This is a genomic window from Pseudomonas sp. HMSC066A08 (assembly GCF_001813025.1).
Lineage (GTDB): Bacteria > Pseudomonadota > Gammaproteobacteria > Pseudomonadales > Pseudomonadaceae > Pseudomonas > Pseudomonas aeruginosa.
This window is the reverse complement of sequence record NZ_KV811270.1, coordinates 38357-64960: the sequence shown is the minus strand read 5'-3', so window position 1 is coordinate 64960 and position 26604 is coordinate 38357. Positions and strand designations below refer to the sequence as shown.

28 protein-coding genes are annotated in these 26604 nt (G+C 64.3%); 12 read left to right on the top strand and 16 right to left on the bottom strand.

All coding sequences use genetic code 11. The features are described 5' to 3' along the window. Nucleotides 1-25 precede the first annotated feature (25 nt). On the bottom strand, nt 26-1120 hold the full coding sequence (gene thiO / locus HMPREF2886_RS05155; protein WP_070746936.1) for a glycine oxidase ThiO: 1095 nt from the start codon (nt 1118-1120) through the stop codon (nt 26-28). 134 nt (nt 1121-1254) lie between these two features. Between thiO and HMPREF2886_RS05150 the strand changes: the two genes are divergently transcribed. The 8 genes from HMPREF2886_RS05150 to pilE all read left to right on the top strand — a co-directional run bounded on the left by HMPREF2886_RS05150 (nt 1255) and on the right by pilE (nt 8597). Beyond that, nucleotides 1255-1764, top strand: coding sequence for a GspH/FimT family pseudopilin (locus tag HMPREF2886_RS05150; protein ID WP_070746910.1), 510 nt, complete (start codon nt 1255-1257; stop codon nt 1762-1764). Nucleotides 1765-1869: 105 nt separating this feature from the next. Then, nucleotides 1870-2376: a GspH/FimT family pseudopilin gene (locus HMPREF2886_RS05145; RefSeq protein ID WP_003134935.1), complete on the top strand. Its 507-nt coding sequence runs from the start codon at nt 1870-1872 to the stop codon at nt 2374-2376. Next, nucleotides 2367-2924, top strand: a complete 558-nt coding sequence (gene pilV / locus HMPREF2886_RS05140) for a type 4a pilus minor pilin PilV (RefSeq protein WP_003125211.1) — start codon at nt 2367-2369, stop codon at nt 2922-2924. The genes HMPREF2886_RS05145 and pilV overlap by 10 nt, the downstream gene beginning before the upstream one ends. Beyond that, on the top strand, nt 2921-3745 hold the full coding sequence (pilW, locus tag HMPREF2886_RS05135; RefSeq protein ID WP_070746908.1) for a type 4a pilus minor pilin PilW: 825 nt from the start codon (nt 2921-2923) through the stop codon (nt 3743-3745). The genes pilV and pilW overlap by 4 nt, the downstream gene beginning before the upstream one ends. Next, nucleotides 3742-4329 (top strand): type 4a pilus minor pilin PilX, encoded by a 588-nt coding sequence (gene pilX / locus HMPREF2886_RS05130; RefSeq protein WP_070746906.1) that lies wholly within the window; start codon nt 3742-3744, stop codon nt 4327-4329. The genes pilW and pilX overlap by 4 nt, the downstream gene beginning before the upstream one ends. Before the next feature lie 11 nt (nt 4330-4340). Further along, the gene (pilY1, locus tag HMPREF2886_RS05125; protein ID WP_033976379.1) at nt 4341-7826 is read left to right on the top strand and encodes a type 4a pilus biogenesis protein PilY1; all 3486 of its coding nucleotides are present in this window, start codon (nt 4341-4343) and stop codon (nt 7824-7826) included. Nucleotide 7827: 1 nt separating this feature from the next. Next, nucleotides 7828-8175, top strand: a complete 348-nt coding sequence (pilY2, locus tag HMPREF2886_RS05120) for a type 4a fimbrial biogenesis protein PilY2 (protein ID WP_033972924.1) — start codon at nt 7828-7830, stop codon at nt 8173-8175. Continuing rightward, a complete protein-coding gene (gene pilE, locus HMPREF2886_RS05115) occupies nt 8172-8597 on the top strand; it encodes a type 4a pilus minor pilin PilE (RefSeq protein WP_033976378.1) in 426 nt (141 codons plus the stop codon). The genes pilY2 and pilE overlap by 4 nt, the downstream gene beginning before the upstream one ends. Nucleotides 8598-8643: 46 nt before the next feature. Here the strand turns inward: pilE and ispH are convergent, their stop codons facing one another. From ispH to murJ, 6 genes are all read right to left on the bottom strand, one after another. Continuing rightward, nucleotides 8644-9588: a 4-hydroxy-3-methylbut-2-enyl diphosphate reductase gene (ispH, locus tag HMPREF2886_RS05110; RefSeq protein WP_003134939.1), complete on the bottom strand. Its 945-nt coding sequence runs from the start codon at nt 9586-9588 to the stop codon at nt 8644-8646. Nucleotides 9589-9673: 85 nt separating this feature from the next. Beyond that, on the bottom strand, nt 9674-10114 hold the full coding sequence (gene fkpB / locus HMPREF2886_RS05105; RefSeq protein WP_003102613.1) for an FKBP-type peptidyl-prolyl cis-trans isomerase: 441 nt from the start codon (nt 10112-10114) through the stop codon (nt 9674-9676). Continuing rightward, nucleotides 10107-10616: a signal peptidase II gene (gene lspA, locus HMPREF2886_RS05100; protein WP_025271359.1), complete on the bottom strand. Its 510-nt coding sequence runs from the start codon at nt 10614-10616 to the stop codon at nt 10107-10109. Before lspA ends, fkpB begins: the two co-directional genes overlap by 8 nt. Then, nucleotides 10609-13440, bottom strand: a complete 2832-nt coding sequence (gene ileS, locus HMPREF2886_RS05095; RefSeq protein ID WP_042168473.1) for an isoleucine--tRNA ligase — start codon at nt 13438-13440, stop codon at nt 10609-10611. The genes lspA and ileS overlap by 8 nt, the downstream gene beginning before the upstream one ends. A 23-nt stretch (nt 13441-13463) precedes the next feature. Continuing rightward, nucleotides 13464-14402 carry a bifunctional riboflavin kinase/FAD synthetase gene (gene ribF / locus HMPREF2886_RS05090; protein ID WP_003110419.1) on the bottom strand — a complete coding sequence of 313 codons (939 nt, stop codon included), beginning with the start codon at nt 14400-14402 and terminating at the stop codon, nt 13464-13466. A gap of 96 nt (nt 14403-14498) precedes the next feature. Further along, a complete protein-coding gene (murJ, locus tag HMPREF2886_RS05085) occupies nt 14499-16037 on the bottom strand; it encodes a murein biosynthesis integral membrane protein MurJ (RefSeq protein WP_033972926.1) in 1539 nt (512 codons plus the stop codon). A 283-nt stretch (nt 16038-16320) separates the two neighbouring features. Between murJ and rpsT the strand changes: the two genes are divergently transcribed. Further along, the gene (gene rpsT, locus HMPREF2886_RS05080) at nt 16321-16596 is read left to right on the top strand and encodes a 30S ribosomal protein S20 (RefSeq protein WP_003094744.1); all 276 of its coding nucleotides are present in this window, start codon (nt 16321-16323) and stop codon (nt 16594-16596) included. A 66-nt stretch (nt 16597-16662) separates the two neighbouring features. Here the strand turns inward: rpsT and HMPREF2886_RS05075 are convergent, their stop codons facing one another. The 5 genes from HMPREF2886_RS05075 to rplU form a co-directional block, all read right to left on the bottom strand. After that, entirely contained in the window at nt 16663-17127 is a 465-nt protein-coding gene (locus HMPREF2886_RS05075; protein WP_033976377.1) for a CreA family protein, read from the bottom strand. Between the two features lie 11 nt (nt 17128-17138). Continuing rightward, complete coding sequence (proB, locus tag HMPREF2886_RS05070; protein WP_024914637.1) at nt 17139-18257, bottom strand: glutamate 5-kinase; 1119 nt, start codon at nt 18255-18257, stop codon at nt 17139-17141. A 70-nt stretch (nt 18258-18327) separates the two neighbouring features. Beyond that, entirely contained in the window at nt 18328-19548 is a 1221-nt protein-coding gene (cgtA, locus tag HMPREF2886_RS05065) for an Obg family GTPase CgtA (RefSeq protein ID WP_033976376.1), read from the bottom strand. Nucleotides 19549-19689: 141 nt separating this feature from the next. Beyond that, nucleotides 19690-19947, bottom strand: coding sequence for a 50S ribosomal protein L27 (gene rpmA, locus HMPREF2886_RS05060; RefSeq protein ID WP_003094760.1), 258 nt, complete (start codon nt 19945-19947; stop codon nt 19690-19692). 23 nt (nt 19948-19970) lie between these two features. After that, nucleotides 19971-20282, bottom strand: coding sequence for a 50S ribosomal protein L21 (rplU, locus tag HMPREF2886_RS05055; RefSeq protein WP_003094761.1), 312 nt, complete (start codon nt 20280-20282; stop codon nt 19971-19973). A gap of 240 nt (nt 20283-20522) precedes the next feature. Between rplU and HMPREF2886_RS05050 the strand changes: the two genes are divergently transcribed. The 3 genes from HMPREF2886_RS05050 (at nt 20523) to HMPREF2886_RS05040 (ending at nt 24223) form a co-directional block, all read left to right on the top strand. Further along, nucleotides 20523-21491, top strand: a complete 969-nt coding sequence (locus HMPREF2886_RS05050; RefSeq protein WP_003094763.1) for a polyprenyl synthetase family protein — start codon at nt 20523-20525, stop codon at nt 21489-21491. A gap of 137 nt (nt 21492-21628) precedes the next feature. Continuing rightward, on the top strand, nt 21629-21853 hold the full coding sequence (locus tag HMPREF2886_RS05045; protein WP_003094765.1) for a PA4570 family protein: 225 nt from the start codon (nt 21629-21631) through the stop codon (nt 21851-21853). 342 nt (nt 21854-22195) lie between these two features. Next, entirely contained in the window at nt 22196-24223 is a 2028-nt protein-coding gene (locus HMPREF2886_RS05040; protein WP_042168468.1) for a c-type cytochrome, read from the top strand. 69 nt (nt 24224-24292) lie between these two features. On the opposite strand, the gene HMPREF2886_RS05035 is transcribed toward HMPREF2886_RS05040, so the two are convergent. The 4 genes from HMPREF2886_RS05035 to HMPREF2886_RS05020 form a co-directional block, all read right to left on the bottom strand. Next, the gene (locus HMPREF2886_RS05035; RefSeq protein WP_003094769.1) at nt 24293-24910 is read right to left on the bottom strand and encodes a BamJ family beta-barrel-assembly machinery protein; all 618 of its coding nucleotides are present in this window, start codon (nt 24908-24910) and stop codon (nt 24293-24295) included. An 83-nt stretch (nt 24911-24993) separates the two neighbouring features. Further along, nucleotides 24994-25299 carry a DUF6482 family protein gene (locus tag HMPREF2886_RS05030; RefSeq protein ID WP_003105116.1) on the bottom strand — a complete coding sequence of 102 codons (306 nt, stop codon included), beginning with the start codon at nt 25297-25299 and terminating at the stop codon, nt 24994-24996. A gap of 256 nt (nt 25300-25555) precedes the next feature. Then, nucleotides 25556-26044 (bottom strand): TIGR00645 family protein, encoded by a 489-nt coding sequence (locus HMPREF2886_RS05025; RefSeq protein ID WP_003094773.1) that lies wholly within the window; start codon nt 26042-26044, stop codon nt 25556-25558. Between the two features lie 173 nt (nt 26045-26217). After that, entirely contained in the window at nt 26218-26559 is a 342-nt protein-coding gene (locus HMPREF2886_RS05020) for a PA4575 family protein (RefSeq protein WP_003094775.1), read from the bottom strand. Nucleotides 26560-26604 lie beyond the last annotated feature (45 nt).

The following is a 26604-nucleotide window of genomic DNA, read 5'->3' as shown; positions in this document are numbered from 1 at the left end:
CCTATTTCAGGACTAGACACGCTCCTCAGAGGCGACCAGCCGGGGCATAGGGCGCCGGGTCGATGATCGGTTCCCGCCCGCTCATGAGATCCGCCAGCAGACGGCACGACGCCGGCGCCAGGACCAGCCCGTTGCGGTAGTGCCCGGTATTCAGCCAGAGCCCGTAGAAGCCAGGCACCGGACCGATATAGGGGATGCCTTCGGGAGAGCCCGGGCGCAACCCTGCCCAGTGGGCCACCGGCTGCATGTTTGCCAGTTCCGGCAACAGTTCTGCCGCAGACGCCCTGAGGCTTTCCAGCGCCTCGTCGGTCGGCGTCTTGTCGAAGCCCGAATGCTCCAAGGTGCTGCCGATCAGGATGTGGCCGTCGCGCCGCGGAATCGCGTAGCGCCCCTTGGCCAGCACCATGCGCGGCAGGAAATCCGCCGCGCACTTGTAGAGGATCATCTGCCCTTTCACCGGTACCACGGGCAGTTCCAGGCCCAGCGGCTTCAACAACTCGCCGCTCCAGGCGCCCGCCGCCAGCAGCACCTTGTCGCCCCGGATCTCGCCACGCGAGGTCGCCACGCCGACCACTCGATCGCCGTCGCGCAACCAGCCGCGCACCTCCGTCTGCTCATGCAGTTCGAGATTGGCGAATTGTTGCAGGGATGCCCGCAACGAGCGCGCCAGGCGAGGATTGCGCACATTGGCCACGCCCGACATGTAGACCGCCCGCTGGAAGCCTGCGCCCAGCCCGGGCACCGCCGCGTAGGCCTCCTCGATCGGCACTTCCTTCAACGGCCGGGTGTGGTTGCGTGCCCACTGCAGTGCCTCGGTCTGGTCGTCCAGGTCCAGCCAGTACAGGCCAACGGTATGGACCTCGGGATCGAGCCCGGTCTCGTCGAGCAAACGCTGCCCCAGGGCCGGGTAGAAGTCCTGCGACCAGTGCGCCAGGGCGGTCACCGCCGGGCTGTAGCGCCACGGATAGAGCGGCGAGACGATCCCGCCTCCCGCCCAGGACGCCTCACGCCCACTCTCGCCCCGCTCCACCAGGGTCACCCGCAGTCCGGCGAGCGCCAGCTCCCGGGCGGTCAACAGGCCGATGACGCCAGCGCCCACTACCACAACTCTTTCCGACACCAGGGCCTCCACGATCACACAGGGGTTGCAGAAAAGTCGGTCATACGCCTCATCCCGCTGCTGATTGAGGCAACGGGGAAAATCCGGCGAGATACGACCATCGCGGAATGATACGAGCAAAAGGACCGCCTGCCATGGTCGAAAGGTCGCAGAGAGCGTTGACGCTCACCGAGCTGCTGTTTGCGCTGGTTCTGCTGGGGATACTGGGAAGCCTGGCGCTGCCCGGGATGGCAGCCTGGCTGGACGGCAATCGCCAGCGAAGCGTGTTGCACGAGCTGAGCGCGAGCATCCAGCTGGGCAGAGCGCATGCCGTCGCCTACCAACGCCCGGTGACGCTCTGTCCGTCGACCGATGGCCGCCACTGCGGCAGCGACTGGGGAGAGGGCTGGCTGCTTGCGGAAGACGGTGGGGAACGGCTTCTCGTGGGACGTGCGCTTGCAAGGAAGGAAAGGCTCCGCTGGAACCGTTCGAACCGCCTCAGGTTCCTCCCCAGCGGCCAGCTCAACATTCACAACGGGCGGTTTCTGCTCTGCGGAAAGCATACCGTTGCCTGGCAACTGCTCCTCAACCGGCAGGGCCGGCTCCGTACCGCTAGCGCCAGGGAGAACCGGGAGAAACGTGAGCTATGCAGCACTTCCGGATGATCATGGACCAGTTGTCCTGCCCCACGGGCCGACCGTCAACGACCGCAAGACGCTCCCAGGCCCGTTTGGCATGCTTTCCAGGCGTAGACCCCCTGGAGCAACCGCATGTCATATCGTTCCAACTCGACCGGCTTCACCCTGATCGAGTTGCTGATCATCGTCGTCCTGCTGGCCATCATGGCGAGCTTCGCCATTCCGAACTTCAAGCAGCTGACAGAACGCAACGAACTGCAGAGCGCCGCCGAGGAACTCAATGCGATGCTGCAGTACGCTCGCAGCGAAGCCGTGTCCCAGAGGCGCGCGATCACCATCCAGGCGCTGAAGGACAAGGACTGGGGCAAGGGCCTGAGCATAGGTGTCCTGGCCTCCGGCTCGATCGCCGCGCCCCTGCGCAAACACGACGGCTTCCGTGCCGCCACGCTGACAGCGAAGGAAAAGAGCGCCGTGGAACATCTGACCTTCACGGCCAACGGTACCCTCGTACCGCCAACGGAACGAACCTTCGCCATCTGCCAGAACGGCAAGACCGACGGCGGCCGCGTGCTGAGCATCAGCCAGGCCGGTCGGATCCAACTCGAACCTTCCTCCAAGGCGCCCCAGTCATGCTATTGAAATCGCGACACAGGTCGCTGTACCAATCCGGCTTCAGCATGATCGAAGTGCTGGTCGCCCTGCTGCTGATCAGCATCGGCGTGCTGGGCATGATCGCCATGCAGGGCAAGACCATCCAGTACACCGCCGACTCGGTCGAGCGCAACAAGGCAGCCATGCTCGGCAGCAACCTGCTGGAAAGCATGCGGGCGAGCCCGAAGGCGCTGTACGACGTCAAGGACCAGATGGCCACGCAATCCGACTTCTTCAAGGCCAAGGGGTCGGCGTTCCCCACCGCGCCGTCCTCCTGTACGCCATTGCCCGACGCGATCAAGGACCGCCTGGGATGCTGGGCGGAACAGGTGAAGAACGAACTGCCAGGCGCTGGCGACCTGCTGAAGAGCGACTACTACATCTGCCGCAGCTCGAAGCCGGGCGACTGCGACGGCAAGGGCTCCATGCTGGAAATCCGCCTGGCCTGGCGCGGCAAGCAAGGCGCCTGCGTCAACGCCGCCGACAGCAGCGCCGATACCTCCCTTTGCTACTACACCCTCAGGGTCGAGCCATGAGCACGAACAACCGCTCCCGACGGCAATCGGGTCTGTCCATGATCGAACTATTGGTGGCCCTCGCCATCAGCAGCTTCCTGATTCTCGGGATTACCCAGATCTACCTGGACAACAAGCGCAACTACCTGTTCCAGCAAGGGCAGGCAGGCAACCAGGAAAACGGACGCTTCGCCATGATGTTCCTGGACCAGCAACTGGCCAAGGTGGGTTTCCGTAGGCGTGCGGACGATCCCAACGAGTTTGCCTTCCCGGTGCAGCAGAAAACCGCCTATTGCGAGGCATTCAAAGCCGGCTCGACCCTGGTGCCCGCCGTGGTCAAGGCCGGCCAGAGCGGATTCTGCTACCGCTATCAACCGGCGCCAGGTGAAGCCTACGACTGCGAAGGCAACTCGATCACCACCCCCAGCGATCCATTCGGGACTGCCGACGCCATAATCGCCCGCATTCTCTTTATTCCCCCAACCGCCGATGCTCCCGGAACGCTTACCTGCTCGGCGCAGAGCCTCAAGGACAGAGGCCAGGAGATCGTCAGCGGCCTGGTCGACTTCAAGCTCGAGTACGGCGTCGGCCCGACCATGGCCGGCAAACGCGAGGTGGAAAGCTTCGTCGAACAGGCCGACATCGCCGACCGTCCGGTGCGTGCCCTGCGCTACTCCGCTCTGATGGCCAGCGACAAGAACCTGCGCCAGGGCGACAGCAAGACCCTGGACGACTGGATCACGCTCTACCCCTCCTCCAAGACCAGCCTGCAAGGCAACGACAAGGACCGCCTCTACCAGATCGCCAAGGGCAGCCAGACACTCAGGAATCTCGTGCCATGAACAACTTCCCTGCACAACAGCGCGGCGCCACGCTGGTCATCGCCCTGGCGATCCTGGTGATCGTCACCCTGCTGGCGGTCTCGAGCATGCGCGAAGTGGTACTGGAAAGCCGCATCACCGGCAACGTCATCGAACAGACTCGCTTGCAGAACGCCGCCGAGTCCGGACTCCGCGAAGGTGAGCGGCGCTTCGTCAACACCCTGCGCCCGCCCGAGCCCGGCACCGGCTGCACGGTCGACAACATCGCCCGCCCCTGCCTGCTGAACCTCGCGGCACTCAACATGAAGCTGGAGGACACGCACCAGGACCCGGTCGGCGTGCTGAAGAACACTGCCAACGCCTGGATGGACTACCGCGGCAGCGACGTCGCCAACGCGACCACCGCCGGAACGCTCTACAAGGTCCAGTGGAACAACCTGCCGATCCCCTCGGGCGGCCAGGTCAACGAAGCGGAAAGCCCCGAATACGGCAACCTGATGCGCGGCATCGGCACTTTCTACTACGAGACCAATAGCGTCGCGCGCAACCAGACCAACAGCGAAACCGTCCTGCAGACCGTTCTCGCCCGTCTCTATACCAACTGATCGAGCCTCGCATGAAATCGGCACTCCACCAGATCGGCAAGACCTCGCTGGCAGCCGCGCTCAGCGGCGCCGTCCTGCTCTCCGCCCAGACCACCCACGCCGCCGCCCTGTCGGTCAGCCAGCAGCCGCTGATGCTGATCCAGGGCGTCGCCCCGAACATGCTGGTGACTCTCGACGACTCGGGCAGTATGGCGTTCGCCTATGCGCCAGATGGCATTTCCAGCTACGGAAACTATACGTTCTTCGCTTCGAACAGCTTCAACCCGATGTACTTCGATCCAAACACCGAATACAAGCTGCCGAAGAAGCTCACGCTGGTTAACGGCCAGGTACAGATACAGGACTATCCAGCCCCCAGCTTCACCTACGCCTGGCGCAACGGTTTCACACGCACGGGAGGCATCGATCTATCGCGCTACTACAAGGTCACCATAGAGTACGGCCGAGGTTATGACAGGGAGTCGACCATCGGTGCCAGCGCAGCCTACTATTACGAGTTCACGGGCTCGCCCAGTTGCAGCCGCACCAACCAGAACTGCTATACCCGACGCTCCGTAAGCACAGAGCAGCGACAGAACTTCGCCAACTGGTACTCGTTCTACCGCACCCGCGCCCTCGCCACCCAGACCGCCGCCAACCTGGCGTTTTACAGCCTGCCTGAAAACGCCCGGGTAAGCTGGCAACTGCTGAACAATTCGAATTGTAACCAGATAGGCAGCGGCTCCAGCTATGGCAATTGCTTCAACAACTACCTGCGGGACTTCACCGGCCAGCATCGGGTGAACTTCTTCAACTGGCTGGAAAACCTGTCGGTAAATGGTGGTACCCCGCTGCGGCGAGCCATGATCCGCGCCGGCGACTTCCTCAGCAAGACCGGGGTGAACGGCCCCTATGCCTACCGTCCCGGCGTCCAGACCGCACCGGAGTACAGTTGCCGGGGTTCCTACCATATCCTGATGACCGACGGTCTCTGGAACAGCGATTCTGCGAGCGTGGGCAATGCCGACAGCACCGCGCGCAATCTTCCCGACGGGCAACGCTACAATAGCCAGGCCCCCTACAAGGACAGTGCCTCCAACACTCTCGCCGACCTGGCCTTCCATTACTGGGCCAACGACGCACGGAGCGACATCGACAACAACATCAAGCCGTACATCCCCTACCCGGACAAGACCACTCCCTCAAACGAATACTGGAATCCGCGCAACGACCCCGCGACCTGGCAACACATGGTGACCTACACCCTGGGCCTGGGCCTGACCACCAGCCTCACCAACCCACAGTGGGGAGGATCCACCTACTCCGGCGGCTACGATGAAATTGCCGCGGGGCGACTCAACTGGCCCAACGCCGCGGACAATAGCGGCAACAACGTCTACGACCTGTGGCACGCCGCGGTGAACTCCCGTGGCGAGTTCTTCAGCGCCGACTCGCCGGACCAACTGGTCGCGGCCTTCCAGGACATCCTCAACCGCATCTCGGGCAAGGACCTGCCGGCATCCCGCCCTGCCATCAGCTCGTCCCTGCAGGAAGACGACACCGGCGACAAGCTGACCCGCTTCGCCTACCAGACCAGCTTCGCCAGCGACAAGAACTGGGCCGGCGACCTGACCCGCTACAGCCTGACCACCCAGGACAAGGCCACCGTGCAAACCAAGTTGTGGAGCGCGCAGACCATTCTCGACGCGATGCCCAACGGGGGAGCTGGCCGCAAGATCATGATGGCCGGATCCGGTACCTCGGGCCTCAAGGAGTTCACCTGGGGCAGCCTCAGCACCGACCAGCAGCGTCAACTGAACCGCGACCCGGACCGCAACGACGTCGCCGACACCAAGGGCCAGGACCGCGTGGCCTTCCTGCGCGGCGATCGCAGCAAGGAGAACAGCGACAACTTCCGCACCCGCAACTCGATCCTCGGCGATATCATCAACTCCTCACCGGCGACGGTCGGCAAGGCCCAGTACCTGACCTACCTGGCCCAGCCGATCGAGCCCAGCGGCAACTACGCCACGTTCGCAGAAGCACAGAAAACCCGTGCCCCGCGGGTATACGTCGGCGCCAACGACGGCATGCTGCACGGTTTCGATACCGACGGTAACGAGACCTTTGCCTTCATCCCAAGCGCGGTCTTCGAGAAGCTCCACAAGTTGACCGCCCGCGGCTACCAGGGCGGCGCCCACCAGTTCTACGTCGACGGCTCGCCGGTGGTCGCCGACGCCTTCTTCGGCGGCGCCTGGCACACCGTGCTGATCGGCAGCCTGCGCGCCGGCGGCAAGGGCCTGTTCGCCCTTGACGTGACCGACCCCGCCAACATCAAGCTGCTCTGGGAAATCGGCGTGGACCAGGAGCCCGACCTGGGCTACAGCTTCCCCAAACCCACGGTCGCCCGGCTGCACAACGGCAAGTGGGCCGTGGTCACCGGAAACGGTTATTCCAGCCTGAACGACAAGGCCGCGCTGCTGATCATCGACCTGGAGACCGGGGCCATCACCCGCAAACTGGAAGTCACCGGCAGGACCGGCGTACCCAACGGTCTATCCAGCCCTCGCCTGGCAGACAACAACAGCGACGGCGTAGCCGACTACGCCTACGCCGGCGACCTGCAAGGCAACCTCTGGCGCTTCGACCTGATCGCCGGCAAGGTCAACCAGGACGATCCGTTCAGCCGAGCCAACGACGGCCCGGCGGTGGCCTCGAGCTTCAAGGTGTCTTTCGGTGGCCAGCCGCTCTATTCGGCGGTCGACTCCGCTGGCGCGGCGCAAGCGATCACCGCCGCGCCCTCGCTGGTTCGTCATCCGACACGCAAGGGCTACATCGTGATCTTCGGCACCGGCAAGTATTTCGAGAACAGCGACGCCCGGGCCGATACCAGCCGCGCCCAGACGCTCTACGGTATCTGGGACCAGCAGACCAAGGGCGAAGCCGCGGGCAGTACACCCCGACTGACGCGCGGCAACCTGCAGCAGCAGACCCTGGACCTGCAGGCCGACTCGACCTTCGCCTCGACCGCTCGCACCATTCGCATCGCCAGTCAGAACCCGGTCAACTGGCTGAACAATGACGGCAGCACCAAGCAGTCCGGCTGGTATCTGGACTTCATGGTCAACGGCACCCTGAAGGGCGAGATGCTGATCGAGGACATGATCGCCATCGGCCAGGTGGTGCTGCTGCAGACCATCACCCCGAACGATGACCCCTGTGCCGACGGCGCCAGCAACTGGACCTATGGCCTCGATCCCTATACCGGCGGTCGCACCAGCTTCACCGTGTTCGACCTGGCACGCCAGGGCGTCGTGGACTCGAAATCCGACTACAGCTACAACAAGCAGAACGTCGCGGTATCCGGTACCGAGCAGAAAGGCCTGGGAGGCTTGACGCTGAGCACCAACGAACAGGGCAATCCGGAAGTCTGCTCCTCGGGCGAATGCCTGACCGTGAACCCCGGTCCGAACACCCGTGGACGCCAGAACTGGCGCCCCATCGAAGGAAAGAACTGATATGAAAGTGCTGCCTATGCTGCTGGCCCTGGCCGTTCCCGGCCTCTGCTGGGCCGAAGAGCCCCAGACCTTCGAAGGCGCTGGCGTGGTCTTAGAAGTCCAGGTCGAGAAGAACCTGGTGGACATCGACCACCGGCTCTACCGCCTGCCCAACAGCACCGTCAGGAACGGCATGCCCAGCCTGTTCCAGGTCAAGCCGGGCTCCGTGGTGTCCTACTCTGGCACCGTCAGCCAGCCGTGGTCCACCATCACCGATATCTACATTCACAAACAGATGAGCGAACAGGAGCTGGCCGAGATGATCGAGAAAGAACAGCCCCGCCAGGACGGGGAGGAGCAGCCCCGATGAGGACAAGACAGAAGGGCTTCACGTTGCTGGAAATGGTGATGGTAGTGGCGGTGATCGGCATCCTCCTCGGCATCGCCATTCCCAGCTACCAGAACTACGTGATCCGCTCCAACCGCACCGAGGGCCAGGCGCTGCTCTCGGACGCGGCCGCGCGCCAGGAACGCTACTATTCGCAGAACCCCGGGGTCGGCTACACCAAGGACGTGGCCAAGCTGGGCATGAGTTCGGCCAACTCGCCGAACAACCTGTACAACCTCACCATAGCGACGCCCACCAGCACCACCTATACCCTGACCGCCACGCCGATCAACTCGCAGACCCGCGACAAGACCTGCGGCAAGCTGACCCTCAATCAGCTCGGCGAACGCGGCGCAGCCGGCAAGACCGGCAACAACAGCACCGTCAACGACTGCTGGCGCTGAAACGAAAGAGCCCCTCTACGAGAGGGGCTCTTTCATTGCGCACGGTTCACAAAGCCTTGACCCGCAGTTCCTTGGGCATCGAGAAGGTAATGTTCTCCTCTCGCCCGTCCAGCTCCTGTTCCTCCGACGCCCCCCACTCGCGTAGCTGGGCGATCACGCCGCGCACCAGCACTTCCGGCGCGGAAGCGCCTGCGGTGATTCCGATGCGACGCACACCGTCGAACCAGCCGCGTTGCATGTCCTCGGCACCGTCGATCAGGTAGGCCGGCGTGCCCATCCGCTCGGCAAGTTCGCGCAGGCGGTTGGAGTTGGAACTGTTGGGGCTGCCCACCACCAGGACCATGTCGCACTGGTCGGCCAGTTCCTTCACGGCATCCTGGCGGTTCTGGGTGGCATAGCAGATATCGTTCTTGCGCGGCCCCTGGATCTGCGGGAACTTGGCGCGCAGGGCATCGATGACCTTCGAGGTATCGTCCATCGACAGGGTGGTCTGGGTCACGTAGTGCAGGGCCTCGGGCTTGCGCACCTCCAGCGCGGCGACGTCGGCCTCGTCCTCCACCAGGTAGATGGCACCGCCGTTGCTGGCATCGTACTGGCCCATGGTGCCTTCCACCTCGGGGTGCCCTTCATGCCCGATCAGCACGCATTCGTGGCCGTCGCGGCTGTAGCGCACCACTTCCATGTGCACCTTGGTCACCAGCGGGCAGGTCGCGTCGAAAACCTTCAGGCCGCGCCCCTCGGCTTCCTTGCGGACCGCCTGGGAAACGCCGTGGGCGCTGAAGATGACGATGACGTTGTCCGGCACCTGATCGAGTTCCTCGACGAAGATGGCGCCGCGCTGGCGCAGGTTGTCCACGACGAACTTGTTGTGCACCACCTCGTGACGCACGTAGATCGGCGGGCCGAAGACATCCAGGGCACGGTTGACGATCTCGATGGCGCGATCCACGCCGGCGCAGAAGCCGCGGGGATTGGCGAGTTTGATTTGCATGGCGGTCTCGTGGGCGACGCGGTGATTGGACGAATGAACCTTGCTACCGCCCTTCCCGCTTGGGAAGGGCGCAGCGACCGGCGGTTCAGGCCGGCTGAACGTCGATGATCTCGACTTCGAAGGCCAGGGTCTTGCCGGCCAGCGGATGATTGAAGTCGACGGTCACCTGCTGCTCATCGAACGCCTTGACCACGCCCGGCAGTTCGGTCTTGGCCGCGTCGTTGAAGATCACCAGCAGGCCCTCGGCCAGCTCCATGTCCTGGAACTGGTCGCGCGGCATGATCTGCACGTTCTGCGGATTCGGCTGGCCGAAGCCCTGTTCGGGAAGAATGCTCAGGGTGCGCTTGTCGCCAGCCTTCAAGCCGAACAGCGCCTGTTCGAAGCCCGGCAGCAGGTTGCCGTCGCCGACCTTGAACGAGGCCGGCTGCTTGTCGAAGGTGCTGTCGACGACATTGCCGTCCTCCAGCTTGAGGGCGAAATGCAGGGTGACGCGGCTCTCCTGGCCAATGCGGGTCGACTCAGCCATGGGCGGCTTCTCCGGATTTCTTCGATCTGAACATGTCGAGCGCCAGCATGACGGCGCCGACGGTGATGGCGCTATCGGCCAGGTTGAACGCCGGGAAGTACCAGCGGTTCTGCCAGTGCACCAGGATGAAGTCCACCACGTGGCCAAGAACCATGCGGTCGTAGAGGTTGCCCAGGGCGCCGCCGAGCACCAGCGCCAAGGCGATGGCCAACCAGGTCTCGCCCTTCTTCAGGCGTTTCAGCCAGACCACCAGGATAGCGCTGACGACGATGGCGATCAGGGCGAACAGCCAGCGCTGCCAGCCCGAGCTGTCGGCCAGGAAGCTGAAGGCGGCACCGGTGTTGTAGGCCAGGGTCCAGCTGAACAGATCGGGGATCACCACGATCTGCTGGTACATGCTCAGTTCGGCCTGGAAGAACGCCTTGCTGACCTGGTCGAGGACGAACACCAGCACGGTGATCCACAACCAGGGCAAGCGCCCGAAACGATCGACCTCAGGCATAGTGGCGAACCTCGCCGCTGCCTTCGATGTTCTCGATGCAGCGACCGCACAGGTCGGGATGCGCAGCGTGCTGACCGACGTCCTCGCGATGGTGCCAGCAACGACCGCACTTGGCGTGGGTCGACTTGACCACTTTCAGCTTGAGGCCGGCGACTTCGCTGTCCACCGCGTCGGCCGGAGCCGCCGACAGCGGCGCCAGGGTCGCGGTCGAGGTGATCAGGACGAAGCGTAGCTCGTTGCCCAGCTTGGCCAATTGGGCCTGCAGCGCGTCTTCTGCATACAGGGTGACCTCGGCCTGCAGGTTGCCGCCCACGGCCTTGGCCGCGCGCTGGTTCTCCAGCTCCTTGTTGACCGCGGCCTTCACCGCCATGACCTGTTCCCAGTACTGGCGATTCAGCGTCACGTCGGCCGGCAGTTCGCTGAGGCCGTCGTACCAGGTGGCGAGCATTACCGACTCGGCGCGCTCGCCGGGCAGGAACTTCCAGACTTCCTCGGCGGTGAACGCCAGGATCGGGGCGATCCAGCGCACGAGGGCCTCGGCGATGTGGAACAGTGCGGTCTGGCAGGAGCGCCGGGCGACGCTGTTGGCGCCGGTGGTGTACTGGCGGTCCTTGATGATGTCCAGGTAGAACCCGCCCAGCTCCTGTACGCAGAAGTTGTGCACCTTGGAATAGACGTTCCAGAAGCGGTACTCGCGGTACGCCTCTTCGATCTCGCGCTGCAAGAGCAGGGCGCGATCGACCGCCCAGCGATCCAGGGCCAGCATTTCCTGGGGCGGCAGCAGATCCGTGGCCGGATCGAAACCGTTCAGGTTGGACAGCAGGAAGCGCGTGGTATTGCGGATCCGCCGGTAGGCATCGGCGCTGCGCTGGAGAATCTGCTGGGATACCGCGATCTCGCCCGAGTAATCGGTCGAAGCCACCCACAGGCGCAGGATGTCGGCGCCCAGGGTATCGATGACGGTCTGCGGCACCACGGTGTTGCCCAGCGACTTGGACATCTTGCGGCCGGACTCGTCGACGGTGAAACCGTGGGTCAGCAACTGGCGGTACGGCGCATGGTTGTCGATCGCGCAGCCGGTCAGCAGCGAAGAGTGGAACCAGCCGCGGTGCTGGTCGGAACCTTCCAGGTAGAGATCGGCGACCGGCCCGCTGGCATGGCCGATCCGGTGGGAGCCACGCAGCACGTGCCAGTGGGTGGTGCCGGAGTCGAACCAGACGTCCAGGGTGTCGTTGATCTTGTCGTACTGCGCGGCCTCCTCGCCGAGCAGCTCGGCGGCGTCGAGCTTGAACCAGGCTTCGATGCCTTCCTTCTCGACTCGCTGCGCGACCTCTTCCATCAGCTCGACGGTGCGTGGATGCAGTTCGCCGCTGGCCTTGTGCAGGAAGAACGGGATCGGTACGCCCCAGTTGCGTTGGCGCGAGATGCACCAGTCGGGACGCCCGGCGATCATTCCGTGCAGGCGCGCCTGGCCCCAGCCCGGGACGAATTCGGTCTGGGTGATGGCTTCCAGCGCTCGCTCGCGCAGGGAGGCACCCTGCCTGGGCTGCTTGTCCATGCCGACGAACCACTGCGCGGTGGCGCGATAGATCAGTGGCGTCTTGTGCCGCCAGCAGTGCATGTAGCTGTGATTGATGGTTTCGTGGGCCAGCAGGCTGCCGACCTCTTCCAGCTTGGCCACCACGTTGGGGTTGGCCTTCCAGATGAACTGGCCGCCGAAGAACGGCAACGAGTCGACGTAGACGCCGTTGCTCTGCACCGGGCTGAGGATGTCGTCGTTGCTCATCCCGTAGCGCTTGCAGGTGTAGAAGTCGTCTTCGCCATAAGCCGGCGACGAGTGGACGATACCGGTGCCGGCGTCGAGGGCCACGTAGTCGGCCAGGTAGACTGGCGACAGGCGCTCGTAGAACGGATGGCGGAAGTTGATCAGTTCCAGTGCCTCGCCCTTGGCGGTGGCGACCACCTTGCCCTCGCGCCGGTAGCGCGCCAGGCAGGACTCGACCAGGGCCTCGGCCAGCACCAGGTAGCGATCGCCGGCATCGACCAGCGCGTAGTCGATCTCCGGATGCACGTTCAGCGCCTGGTTGGCCGGGATGGTCCAGGGCGTGGTAGTCCAGATGACGATCTGCGCCGGCTTGTCCAGGGCCGCCAGGCCGAAGGCCGCGGCCAGCTTGTCGGCATCCGCCACCGGGAAGCCGACGTCGATGGTCGGCGACTTCTTGTCGGCGTACTCGACCTCGGCCTCGGCCAGCGCCGAGCCACAGTCGAAGCACCAGTTGACCGGCTTCAGGCCCTTGAACACGAAGTCCTGCTTGACCATTTCCGCGAGGGCGCGGATTTCGTTCGCCTCGTTGGCGAAATTCATGGTCTTGTAGGGGTTGTCCCACTCGCCGAGCACGCCCAGGCGGATGAAGTCGGCCTTCTGTCCTTCGATCTGCTCGGCCGCGTATTCGCGGCACAGTTCGCGGGTCTTGTCCGCCGGAAGATTCTTGCCGTGGGTGGTCTCGACCTTGTGCTCGATCGGCAGGCCGTGGCAATCCCAGCCCGGCACATAGGGCGCGTCGTAGCCCGCCAGGGTCTTGGAGCGGACAATGATGTCCTTGAGAATCTTGTTGACCGCGTGACCGATGTGAATGCTGCCGTTGGCGTACGGGGGGCCATCGTGCAGGACGAACTTCGGACGGTCGCCGCCAATGGCCCGCAGCTTCTGGTACAGACCGATGTCGTTCCAGAACTTCAGGGTTTCCGGCTCGCGCTGGGGCAGGCCGGCTTTCATTGGGAAGGCGGTTTCCGGAAGGTTTAGCGTCGCTTTGTAGTCGGTCATCTCAGGGCCTGTTCAGGATCTCTTCAATCAAGCGGTTGGCCCAGCCAGTAGGCCCGGGCGGCGGCGATATCCGCGAGAATCGCCGCCTTGAGTGCCTCCAGGGAGGCAAAACGCTGCTCGTCGCGCAGCTTCTGGTGGAAGGTCACCTGTAGATGCCGGCCGTATAGATCGCCGGCGAAATCGAGCAGGTGCACTTCCAGATGGGGACGGCCGTCGCCGTTCACCGAAGGGCGGGTGCCGATGTTCGCCACCCCCTGGCAACGCTGGCCATCGACCAGCGTACTGACCAGGTAGACCCCGTTCAACGGCGCCTTGCGCCGTTTCAGTTGAATGTTGGCCGTGGGCGAGCCCAGTTGCCGGCCGAGTTTCTGTCCATGCAGGACCCGTCCGCTCAGGCTGAAGGGACGCCCCAGAAGGCGCTCGGCGAGATGCAGGTCACCCTCGGCCAGGGCCTGGCGGACCCGCGTGCTGCTCACCCGCACGCCATCCAGTTCGACGGTGGCGGCCGCCTCGACGGTGAACCCCTGCTCGCGACTGGCGTTCACCAGGAAGGCGAAGTCACCGGAACGGTCGCAGCCGAAACGGAAATCGTCGCCCACTTCCAGGTGCCGCACCGCCAGTCCATCGACCAGGACCTGGCGGACGAACTCGGCTGCCGACAGCTCGCGCAAGCGGCGGTTGAAGGCCAGGCAAAGCACTACGTCGACGCCCTGCCCACGCAGCAACTCGAGTTTCTCGCGCAGGCGGGTCAGACGCACCGGCGCCGAATCGGGGGAGAAGAACTCGCGCGGCTGCGGCTCGAAAATCACCACGCAGCTGGGTACGCCCAGCTCCAGCGAGCGCTCGCGCAGACGCGCCAGAATAGCCTGGTGCCCGAGGTGGACGCCGTCGAAGTTACCGATGGTGGCGACGCAGCCCCCGGCCAGGGGCTGCAGGTTGTGTAGTCCGCGAAGCAGCTGCATAGCACGCTTATTGCTCAGAAAGTGGTCGATTATACGCGTACCGGGCGCCGGACAACAGGCAAAACGGCATGATCCCGCCGCCAGCCCGGACGCGCTTCACAGCACCGCCCGACGGGAAAAGTCGCGCAGGCGGAAACCCAGTAGCGCGAGCATACCGAAATAGGCCAGGAGACCGGCAACCACCAGCAGGCCGAGGCGCAGGAATCGCTCCAGCATGGCGCCCTGCTCCCAGGCCGGCAGCCAGTGCATCGTGGCCAGCAGCACCGCCGACATCGCCAGTACCGCGACCACCAGCTTGACCAGGAACTTCGCCCAGCCCGGTTGCGGCAGGTACAGACGCTGCTTGCGCAGTTGCCAGTAGAGCAGTCCGGCATTCAGGCAGGCGGCCAGGCCGATGGAGAGGGCCAGGCCGGCATGCTGAAGCGGGCCGATGAAGGCCAGGTTCATCAGTTGGGTGGAAACCAGGGTGAAGAGCGCGATCTTCACTGGCGTACGGATGTTCTGCTGGGCATAGAAGCCCGGCGCCAGAACCTTGACCAGGATGATCCCGAGCAGGCCGACGGAGTAGGCGACCAGCGCGCGCTGGGTCATCGCCGCGTCCACCGTGGTGAACTTGCCGTACTGGAACAGCGAGACGGTCAGAGGCTCGGCGAGGATCGCCAGGGCCAGGGAACAGGGCAGCACCAGCAGGAAGCACAGGCGCAGCCCCCAGTCGAGCAGGCGCGAGTACTCATGGCGATCCTTGTTCGAATAGGTCTTCGACAGCATCGGCAGGAGGATCGTCCCCAGCGCCACGCCCAATACGCCGGAAGGCAGCTCCATCAGGCGGTCGGCGTAGTACATCCAGGACACCGAACCGGCTGCCAGGAACGAGGCGAAGACGGTGTTGATGATCAGTGAGATCTGGCTCACCGAGACCCCCAGGATCGCCGGCAGCATCAGCTTCATCACCCGCCAGACGCCGCTGTCCCTGAGGTTCAGGCGCGGCAGCACGAGCATGCCGATCTTCCTCAGGTGCGGCAGTTGATAGAGGAGCTGCAACAGGCCGCCGGCCAGCACCGCCCAGCCCAGCACCATGACCGGCGGATCGAAATAAGGCGTGAGGAACAGCGCGAAGCCGATCATTGCGACGTTCAGCAGGGTCGGCACGAAGGCCGGTACCGAGAAGCGGTTCCAGGTGTTGAGGATCGCGCCGGCCAGGGACGACAGCGAGATCAGCAATATATAAGGAAAGGTCACCCGCAGCAGGTCGGTGGTCAGGGCGAACTTTTCCGGGGTATCGGCGAAGCCCGGCGCGGTGACCCAGATAACCCAGGGCGCGGCGAGGATGCCGAGCGCCGTGACCAGCGCCAGCACCAGCGTGAGCAGGCCGGAAACGTAGGCGATGAAGGTCCGCGTCGCCTCCTCGCCCTGCTGGCTCTTGTACTCTGCCAGGATCGGCACGAAAGCCTGGGAAAACGCCCCTTCGGCGAAGATCCGCCGCAACAGGTTGGGCAGCTTGAAGGCGACGAAAAAGGCATCGGTGGCGAGGCCGGCACCGAAGATCCGCGCCAGGATGGTATCGCGGACGAAGCCGAGGACCCGCGACAGCATGGTGATGGAACTCACCGCCGCCAATGATTTGAGAAGATTCATGGATGTCGGGCTGCCGGCATGTCGAAATTGATCCTGTCCAAGACCGCGACCGGCCGGGCCGGTTCATCGCGCGAATGCGCCCTCGCCGCCGAACGGCCGTCCGCGAGGGCGCGCCGAGTGTAGAATGCGCGCCGGAATAAATCACCCGCAAGAAAGCAGGCGACATCCGTCGCCGATCTTTCCGGCCGCATGCGCAGCCCCTTGACAACCCCTGGAGGCGACGGCATTATTCGCGGCCTTAATTTGTTCGCTATTTACCCAGTTTTTTTCGAGGAGCTCGACGGTGGCCAACACACCTTCCGCCAAAAAACGCGCCAAACAGGCTGAGAAGCGTCGCAGCCACAACGCCAGCCTGCGCTCCATGGTGCGCACCTACATCAAGAACGTCGTGAAAGCCATCGACGCCAAGGACCTGGAAAAAGCCCAAGCCGCCTTCACCGCCGCTGTACCGGTGATCGACCGCATGGCTGACAAAGGCATCATCCACAAGAACAAGGCTGCTCGTCACAAGAGCCGCCTGAGCGGCCACATCAAGGCCCTCAGCACCGCTGCCGCCTAAGGCACGCCTTGCTCGAATAAGAAACCGGCCAATGGCCGGTTTTTTATTGCCCGCGACTCGCTCGCCTCAGCGAGCGGCCGGCCATGGCATGAGGGGAATCGCCGTCACCGCGTTCTGCGGACTGCCCTCGATCACCCGGTCGCTGTAGACCAGATAGACCAACGCATTGCGCTTGCGATCGAAGAAGCGCACCACCTGCATGCTTTTGAACACCAGCGAAGTACGCTGCTTGAATACCTCTTCGCCGTCCTTGAGTTCGCCCCTGAACTGGATCGGCCCTACCTGGCGACAGGCGATCGACGCCTCGGCGCGATCCTCCGCCAACCCCAGGCCGCCCTTGACCCCACCGGTCTTGGCGCGCGACAGATAGCAGGTCACGCCCTGCACCTTGGGATCGTCGAAGGCCTCGACGACAATCTTGTCGTTCGGCCCGACCCATTTGAACACCGTGGAAACCTCGCCGATCTCCTCCGCCCCGGCAAGTACCGGCAACAGCAGCAGACCACCCAGCAACCCCGCGAGCTTGCGCATTCGCCTTCTCCTCAGACCAGAACCAGATTGTCGCGATGCACCAGCTCCGGCCCATCCACGTAGCCGAGCAAGGCCTCGATGGCATCCGTCGGCTGACCGAGGATCTTCTGCGCCTCCAGCGCACTGTAGTTGACCAGGCCGCGCGCCACTTCGCGCCCGCCCTGGTCCACACAAACCACCATCTCGCCGCGACGGAAGCTGCCCTGGACCGCCTTGACCCCAACCGGCAACAGGCTCTTGTGATCCTGGCTTACCGCCTTCACCGCCCCATCGTCCAGCACCAGGGTACCGCGCATCTGCAAGTGGCCGGCCAGCCATTGCTTGCGCGCCGCCTTGCGACTGCGATCAGGGGTCAACAGGGTGCCGAGGCGCTCGCCGGCACGCAGGCGGTCGAGGACACGCTCGATGCGCCCGCCGACGATTACCGTATGCCCACCGGAACGCGCCGCCAGACGAGCCGCCCGCAACTTGGTCTGCATTCCGCCGCGACCCAGGGCGCCGGCACTGCCGCCGGCCACCGCATCGAGCTGCGGATCGTCGGCACGCGCCTCGTAGATCAGCTGCGCATCGGGATTGCTGCGCGGGTCGGCGTCGAACATGCCGTCGCGATCGGTAAGGATCACCAGTAGGTCAGCCTCGACCAGGTTGGCCACCAACGCCGCCAGGGTGTCGTTGTCGCCGAAGCGGATCTCGTCGGTGACCACCGTGTCGTTCTCGTTGATCACCGGGACCACGCCCAGCTCGACCAGGGTCCGCAGGGTGCTGCGAGCGTTCAGGTAGCGCTTGCGGTCGGAGAGGTCGTCATGGGTCAGCAACACCTGGGCGGTCTGCAGGCCATGCAGGGCGAAGCTGGACTCCCAGGCCTGCACCAACCCCATCTGTCCCACCGAGGCAGCGGCCTGGAGCTCATGCATCGCACTAGGTCGGGACACCCAGCCCAGGCGACTCATACCGGCAGCGACGGCGCCGGACGACACCAGCACCAGCTCGATGCCGGCGCAATGCAGCGCCACCATCTGCTCGACCCAAACGGCCATGGCATTGCGATCCAGCCCACGGCCATCGGCCGTCAGCAGGGCGCTACCGATCTTCACCACCCAGCGCCGCGCGCCAGTCACCTTGTCCCGCATACCCTCAACCTTAGAAGCCCAGGCTTCGACTCTTCAGCCCCGCCGGCCCGCCCGGCGGGGTATCACGCCATCAGGGAACGTAGAAGATCTCCGGACCGTCGCCGTCGTCTTCCTCATCATCGAAATCATCGTCATCCACCGCACCGGCGTTCTTAAGACCCGAACGCCGCAGCGCGCGCGCATCGTCCAGGGCCTGCAGACGGGCCCGCGCCTCGTCCTCGATACGCCGGTCGAGTTCGGCCAGTTCCTCGGCATACTGCGGATCTTCTTCCAGGCGCAGGGTACGCTCGTCGAGATAGCGCATGATGTCCTGGCTGAGCGCCTCGGTGCCGTCGCGCTCCAGGGCGGAGATCACATAGACCGGGCCTTCCCAACCCAACCGCTCGATCACCGCCTGCTTGCGCGCCTCGCGCTCGGCCGGATCGAGGATCTGGTCCATCTTGTTCAGCACCAACCAGCGCTCGCGCTCGGTCAGCGCCGGACTGAAGCGACCCAGCTCGCGAACGATGACCTCGGCGGCATCGGCCGGATCGCTTTCGTCCAGCGGCGCCATGTCCACCAGATGCAGGAGGATACGGGTCCGCGCCAGATGCTTGAGGAAACGGATGCCCAGCCCGGCGCCGTCGGCGGCACCTTCGATCAGGCCGGGAATGTCGGCGACCACGAAGCTCTTGTAGCGACCGACGCTGACCACGCCGAGGTTCGGCACCAGGGTGGTGAACGGATAGTCGGCCACCTTCGGCTTGGCCGCGGACACTGCGCGGATGAAAGTGCTCTTGCCGGCATTCGGCAGTCCCAGCAGGCCGACGTCGGCCAGCACCTTCAGTTCCAGCTTGAGGTCGCGCGCCTCGCCCGGCTTGCCGGGGGTGGTCTGGCGCGGCGCCCGATTGGTACTGGATTTGAAACGGGTGTTACCGAGGCCGTGCCAGCCGCCCTGAGCGACCATCAGCCGCTGACCGGGCTCGGTCAGGTCGCCGATGATCTCCTGGGTATTGGCGTCGATCACGGTGGTACCGACCGGCACCGGCAGGATCAGGTCGTCGCCCTTAGCCCCGGTGCAGTCCTTGCTGCCGCCGTTCTCGCCGCGCTGGGCATCGAAACGGCGGGTATAGCGATAGTCGACCAGGGTGTTCAGGTTGACGTCGGCTTCCAGGTAGATGGAACCGCCGTCGCCACCGTCGCCGCCGTTGGGACCGCCCTTTTCGATGAACTTCTCGCGACGAAAGCTCATGAGGCCATTGCCGCCGTCACCGGCTTTCACGTGGATTGATACTTCATCGACGAATTTCATGGATATGCCTCCCACCACGAGGGCGGGTTAACAGAAAAAAACATAGGATACAGGATGCCCCGAAAGCAGGGCATGGCCGGAAGCCGGCGCAGAAACAAAAAAGCCCCGTCGCGAGACAGGGCTTTTTCAGCGAGCTATTGCTTAGGCAGCAACGATGCTCACGTATTTGCGACCAAAGGCGCCTTTGGTCTCAAACTTGACCACGCCGTCCACTTTCGCGAACAGGGTGTGGTCCTTGCCCAGGCCAACGCCGTAACCGGCGTGGAACTTGGTGCCGCGCTGACGAACCAGGATGTTGCCAGCCTTTACAGCCTGGCCGCCGAACAGTTTCACGCCAAGGCGTTTACTTTCTGAGTCGCGGCCGTTGCGGGTAGAACCGCCAGCTTTTTTGTGTGCCATGAGTCATATCCTCCAGAAAGGAATTAGGCCTGAATGCCGGTGATCTTGATTTCAGTGAACCACTGGCGGTGGCCCTGGCGCTTCATGTGGTGCTTACGACGGCGGAACTTGATGATGCGGACCTTGTCGTGACGGCCGTGGGAAACCACTTCAGCGGTAACCTTCGCACCTTCGACGACCGGCAGGCCGATTTTCACGTCTTCGCCATTGGCAACCAGCAGGACGCGGTCGAAATCGATCGCTTCGCCGGTAGCGACGTCGAGTTTCTCGACCTTGAGGAATTCGCCTTCGGTGACTTTGTGCTGCTTGCCACCGGTAACAATCACTGCGTACATGTGTATCTCCGTTAAACCTGCTCACCCGACGCTTTATAGAAGTAGGAATCGGCCGGCATGGCTGCATGGGGTCGGATCGGACGCCCGTGCAATTGCGTAAGGCAGGGTATGCCAAGGAAGTTCAGGGCCCGCGATTGTACGGAAAGGTCCAGGCCGAGGCAAGTGCCACGGGCCTTTCCTTGACAGTCCCCCCCCTGCCACCTAGCATGCCGCGCAATCTTTGTGGAGCTATTGTCACTGATGCAACCCCAGGCCTTCTACCGCGTGGTGGCGGAAGATTTCACCGCCGTCGACGGGATCATCCGTCGCCAACTCACCTCCCGCGTTCCCCTGGTGGAAAAGATCGGCGACTACATCATCTCCGCCGGCGGCAAGCGCCTGCGCCCGCTGCTGGTCCTTCTCGCCGGCAAGACCCTGGGCTACAAGGGCGACGACCTCTGCCTGCTGGCCGCTACCATCGAATTCCTGCACACCTCCACCCTGCTGCACGACGACGTGGTCGACGCCTCCGGCCTGCGCCGCGGCCGCTCCACCGCCAATGCCCTGTGGGGCAACGCGCCGAGCGTGCTGGTAGGCGACTTCCTTTATGCCCGCTCCTTCGAAATGATGGTCGAGCTGGGCTCCATGCCGGTCATGCGCATCATATCCCAGGCCACCCGGGTGATCGCCGAGGGCGAAGTGCTGCAATTGTCCAAGGTACGCGACGCCAGCACTACCGAAGAGACCTATATGGAAGTGATCCGCGGCAAGACCGCGATGCTTTTCGAGGCCTCGACCCACAGCGCCGCCGCGCTGTGCCAGGCCGGCGAGGAACAGTCCGAGGCACTGCGCCGCTTCGGCGACTACCTGGGAATCGCCTTCCAACTGGTGGACGACCTGCTCGACTACCGCGGCGACGCCGCGACCCTCGGCAAGAACGTCGGCGACGACCTCGCCGAAGGGAAGCCCACCCTGCCGCTGATCGTCACCATGCGCGACGGCACCGAGGAACAGGCCGCGCTGGTACGCAAGGCCATCCAGCAAGGCGGCAGCCAGGACCTGGAGAGCGTCTGTGCCGCCGTCGAGGCAGCCGGCGCCCTGGACTATACCGCCAACCTCGCCCGCGACTACGCCGCCCGCGCCATCGCCTGCCTGGATACGCTGCCGGACAACGAATACCGCTCCGCCCTGGTCGAACTCAGCGAATTCGCTGTCGCCCGTACCCACTGAACCGGGCTCGACTTGTGACGAACGCCGCCGTTTTCACGGCGGCGTTTTCGTTTTGCGACGAAAGGCACGATCAAGACTTGCTATTACGATAATAAGAATTATTCTCATCTCACAGTCTTGTCACGGAGATGAGCGCCATGACTTATTTGATCGATGCCTGGCTTGATCGGCCACACCCCTACCTGCGGATCCTGCACCGAGAAACCGGGGAAATCTGCGCAGTCCTGGAAGAAGACGCGCTGGACGAACTGCGTGACCAGGGCGGCCTGGACCTGCACGAGTTGAACTCGAGCGAACCGCTGATCCTCAAGGAGCTGGTACGCAACCTGTTCCTCTTCTGCTACGCCCGCGCCCTGCGCTGAGCCTTTGCGATGACGCCAGGACGCGTCATCCGTGCGCCGCTGCCCGGGAGGCGGATCGCACGAACGGAGGCAAAGGCGCCTCCGGCCGGTTCCGGGAAGGTCACGGACGACCTTCCCGGAGTCACTTTCCTCATGTCCCGGTCCTTCCGCAACGCCTCGCCCGCGCACGCCGGCAGCCCCTCGCCGCGATAGGGATTCCTGCCTGATCCACATCAAGCCGACCTCGCCTGAAAGCCGTTACAACAGCGGCGTGACCGTCGTCCTGTCGACGGCCGCATAACGAAAAAAAGAATGGACCGTGGCCGAGGGGACCGCCCCAGGCCTACGCCTAAGGATGAGGAAATGCCTGCTTCTTTCCCGCGCCTCGGCTTGCTCGGCGCGCTGTGCTCCATCGTTCCCCTGCTCCATGCCAGCGAACCGACCACGGACGCTGCGCTCATCGAAAAAGGCCGCTACGTGGCCCAGCTCGGCGACTGCATCGCCTGCCATACCGGCCCGCAGGGCGCGCCGATGGCCGGCGGCCTGGAGCTGAAGACGCCAATGGGCACCATCTACTCGACCAACATCACTCCCGACCGGGAGACCGGCATCGGCCGCTACAGCTTCGAAGAGTTCGACCGCGCCATGCGCAAGGGGGTGACCGCCGAGGGGGTGAATCTCTATCCGGCGATGCCCTACCCGTCCTATGCCAAGATCAGCGAAGAAGACATGCGTGCGCTGTACGCCTACCTGATGCACGGCGTGCAACCCGTCACCCAGGCGAATACGCCGAGCGCGATGAGCTGGCCGTTCAACCAGCGCTGGGGCCTGTCGCTGTGGAACTGGGCGTTCCTCGACGACGCGCCGTTCACCCCCTCCAGCGACGCGGACCCGGCGATCAACCGCGGCGCCTACCTGGTACAGGGGCTCGGCCACTGCGGCGCCTGCCATACTCCGCGCGGCATCGCCTTCCAGGAAAAAGCCATGAGCGAAGCCGGCCGTTCCGGGCAGTTCTACCTCGCCGGCGAAACCGTCGAACAATGGCAAGCCCTGAGCTTGCGCAACCTGTGGACGGTGGAGGACACCGTGCAGTTGCTGAAGACCGGGCAGAACCGCTTCGCCACGGTGTCCGGCAGCATGACCGATGTCATCCACCACAGCACCCAGCACTTCAGCGATGACGATCTGCTGGCCATCGCCAGCTACCTGAAGTCCCTGCCGGCCGGCAAGGATGACCTGCCCATGCCCGACAGCGAACGCCCACTGGCAGCACCGGTCGACCTGTACAGCTCGCGGGGCGGTCTCGGCTACGCGCAGTTCTGCTCCGACTGCCACCGCAAGGACGGCAGCGGCGTACCAGGCATGTTCCCGCCGCTGGCCGGCAACCCCACGGTCGCTTCGGCCAACCCGAGCACGCTACTGCATATCACCCTTACCGGCTGGAAAACCGCGGAGACCGCAACCCACTCGCGGGTCTACACCATGCCCGGCTTCGCCCAGCTGGAAGACCGCGAAATCGCCGAAATCCTCAGCTTCGTCCGCAGCAGTTGGGGCAACCAGGGTTCGTCGATCGATGCCGGCCAGGTGAAGAAACTGCGCCAGCAGATCGAGGCCGGCAACGGCCCGGCCACGACCTTCGTCTCTCCGCGCCTGGCGGACATGCTCGCGGCGCCGAACGCCGAACAGGTGGTACGCGGCATGCGCCTGCACCTGGAGACCCGCGAGCTGCTGCCGGCGAACGTCGGCAACCAGTTGAACTGCACCAGTTGCCACCTGAACGCCGGAACCGTAGCCGACGGCTCGCCCTTCGTCGGCGTCTCGGCGTTCTTCCCCAGCTACGCGCCCCGGGCGGGCAAGGTCATCGGCCTGGAGGAACGCATCAACGGCTGCTTCCGGCGCTCGATGAACGGCAAGCCTCTGCCGCCGGACTCTGCCGACATGCAGGCGATGGTGGCCTACTTCGACTGGATGAAGAACAACACCCGGCCGCAGGACAAGGTCGCCGGCCGCGGCGTCGGCAAGGTCGACCCGGCGCTGAAACCCGACCCGGAGAACGGCCGCAAGGTCTACGCCCGACAATGCGCGGTGTGCCATGGCGAGAATGGCGAGGGGTTGAGGAACAGCGCCGGCGAGATGCTCTTCCCCCCGTTGTGGGGCGACGAGTCGTTCAATATCGGCGCCGGCATGGCACGGACCTTCACCGCTGCCGCCTTCGTCAAGCACAACATGCCGATCGGCTTCCAGGAACGCTTCCCGCTCGGCCAGGGCGGCCTCAGCGACCAGGACGCAGTGGACGTCGCGGAGTACTTTTCGCACCAGCCGCGCCCTGACTTCCCGGACAAGATCAAGGACTGGCCGAAGGACAAGCGTCCGGTGGATGCCCGCTACTGATGCCGCAATGAAAAACGCCCCGTCGATGCGTCGACGGGGCGTTTCGCTCCTTCCTGGGGCCGATGCGCCTCAGAGGATTTCCAGCAGTTCGACGTCGAACACCAGCACGCTGTGCGGGGGGATGCTGCCGACCGCCTGGCCGCCATAGGCCAGCTCGCTCGGGACATGCAGGCGCCACTTGGAGCCGGCGTTCATCAGTTGCAGCGCTTCGACCCAGCCGGCGATCACGCCGCCCACCGGGAACTCGGCCGGCTGGCCGCGCTGGTAGGAGCTGTCGAATACGGTGCCGTCGATCAGGGTGCCGTGGTAGTGGGTGCGCACGGTATCCTCGCGGGAAGGCTTGGCGCCCTCGCCAGTGCTCAGCACTTCGAATTGCAGGCCCGACGGCAGCACGGTCACGCCTTCGCGCTTGGCGTTCTCGGCCAGGTAGGCGCGGCCTTCGCCAGCGGCGGCTTCGGCCTTGGCCTGGGCTTCGGCCTGCATGCGTTCGCGGATCACCTGGAAGCTGGCCGACAGCGCCTCTCCGGAAACCCGGCTGTCGATACCTGCGAACGCATCGGACAGGCCGGCCAGGACCGCGTCCAGGGTCATGCCCGGAACCGGGTTCTCGCGCAGTTGGTCGCCCAGTTGACGGCCGATGCCGTAGCTGACACGGGCTTCGTCAGTGGTCAGGTTGAGTTCGCTCATGGCGCTGCTCCGCTGTGGGGTCGAAAAAGGGCGGCCAGCCTAGCACAGAAGGCCCTTTCCCCCTACGGCGCAGCCGCTTGTGCTCAACCCTGGCGGATCGACAGCGGCAGCCCGCCGATAAACGAACCCGACTCGGCCAGGAGGCCACACATCTCGTCATCGACATCGGCGCACACCAACTCCACCGGAACCCTGTCCAGCCCGCGCAGTACCTGGCGCGCATGCTCCACGGAGCGCAGGCTGACCGGCTGGCCGAGATCGTCCTCCACCGGATAGGCACGGTCGCCCATCTGCGCCTCCAGGACATAGATGCCGCCCTCCAGCGACACCAGGTGCAAGGCGTCGATATGTCCGGCCTGGACCCGGCCGGCGAGATCCTGCATGTTCATCGCGAACCTCTCGAGGTTGCGCAGGCAGCGGAAGCCTCCAGGTTTCCGCCAACCGCTTCGGTCCCGACAGCGCCGGCCCGATTCCCGGCATCGTCCGGCCGCCAGGCCCCGACGATGCGAAGGACGCCCGCTCCCGGCGCCCGCCCGATATCACAGGAAAGTCTTGCCCAGGCACCAGGCAACGCAAGCCGGAAACGCCGCCGCCCGTCCGTTTTGCAACGGCCGGGCGGCGCGAGCGAAGCGCTGGAGAGGGGCGTCAGTGCCGGGTCTGCTTATCCAGGTAGCCCATGGCGAACGCCGAGAGCACGAAGGTCATGTGGATGATCACGTACCACATCAGCTTGTTGTCCGGCACATTCTTCGCATCCATGAAGATGCGCAACAGGTGGATCGAAGAGATCGCCACGATGGAGGCGGCCACCTTGTTCTTCAGCGAGCCGGAATCCATCTTGCCCAGCCAACTGAGCTTTTCCTTGCCTTCGTCGATGTCCAGTTGCGAAACGAAGTTCTCGTAGCCGGAGATCATCACCATGACCAGCAGGCCGCCGACCAGAGCCATGTCGATCAGTGAGAGCAGGACCAGGATCAGGTCGGCCTCGGCCATCGCGAAGATGTTCGGGATGACGTGGAAAATTTCCTGGAAGAACTTGATGGTCAACGCCAGCAGCGCCAGCGACAGGCCCATGTAGATGGGAGCCAGCAGCCAGCGCGAGGCGTACATGGCGTTTTCGAAAAAGCGTTCCATGGTCTCTTGTGTGTATGTGCAGGGGAAAATGGGGCAGCGAGTATAACGCAGCGGCCGGTGGTTTTTATCCAGAAAATCTGTGGATAAATATGTGCACCGAGCCGGGATGGATCCCGCCAGCGATGATGGCACGGGGCCTCGGCCGGATTGCTCAGGCTTTGCCCAGGCGCCGCTCAGGATTCCGGGCGAAACAGGTAGTCGCCGACATGCGGCCGTCGTTCGCCATTGAGTCGGCGCAGTTCGCCCTGCAGGTGCAGCCGCCAGATCGGCGGGTCGACGGCTTCGATATAGCCTTGCTGGGCCAGGCAGTCGGCAATCGCCTGCAACACCCCTTCGGCCACCAGCGGTCCGTGGAAGGGGCCCTGGGCCTTGATCGCCGAAGGCTGGGAGCCGGACATGCCGGCGGCGCAAAGCAGGGTCCAGAGTCCGTTCTCTCCGGCCAGCGGCCTGACCACGCATTCGATTCGCGTGGTCAGCCCCAGACAAGGGCGGATGAGGCAGAGGTTACGCGGCATGGCGGCATCCTCACGGGGGTTCCCAGTTTTGAGCCTACACCTGCC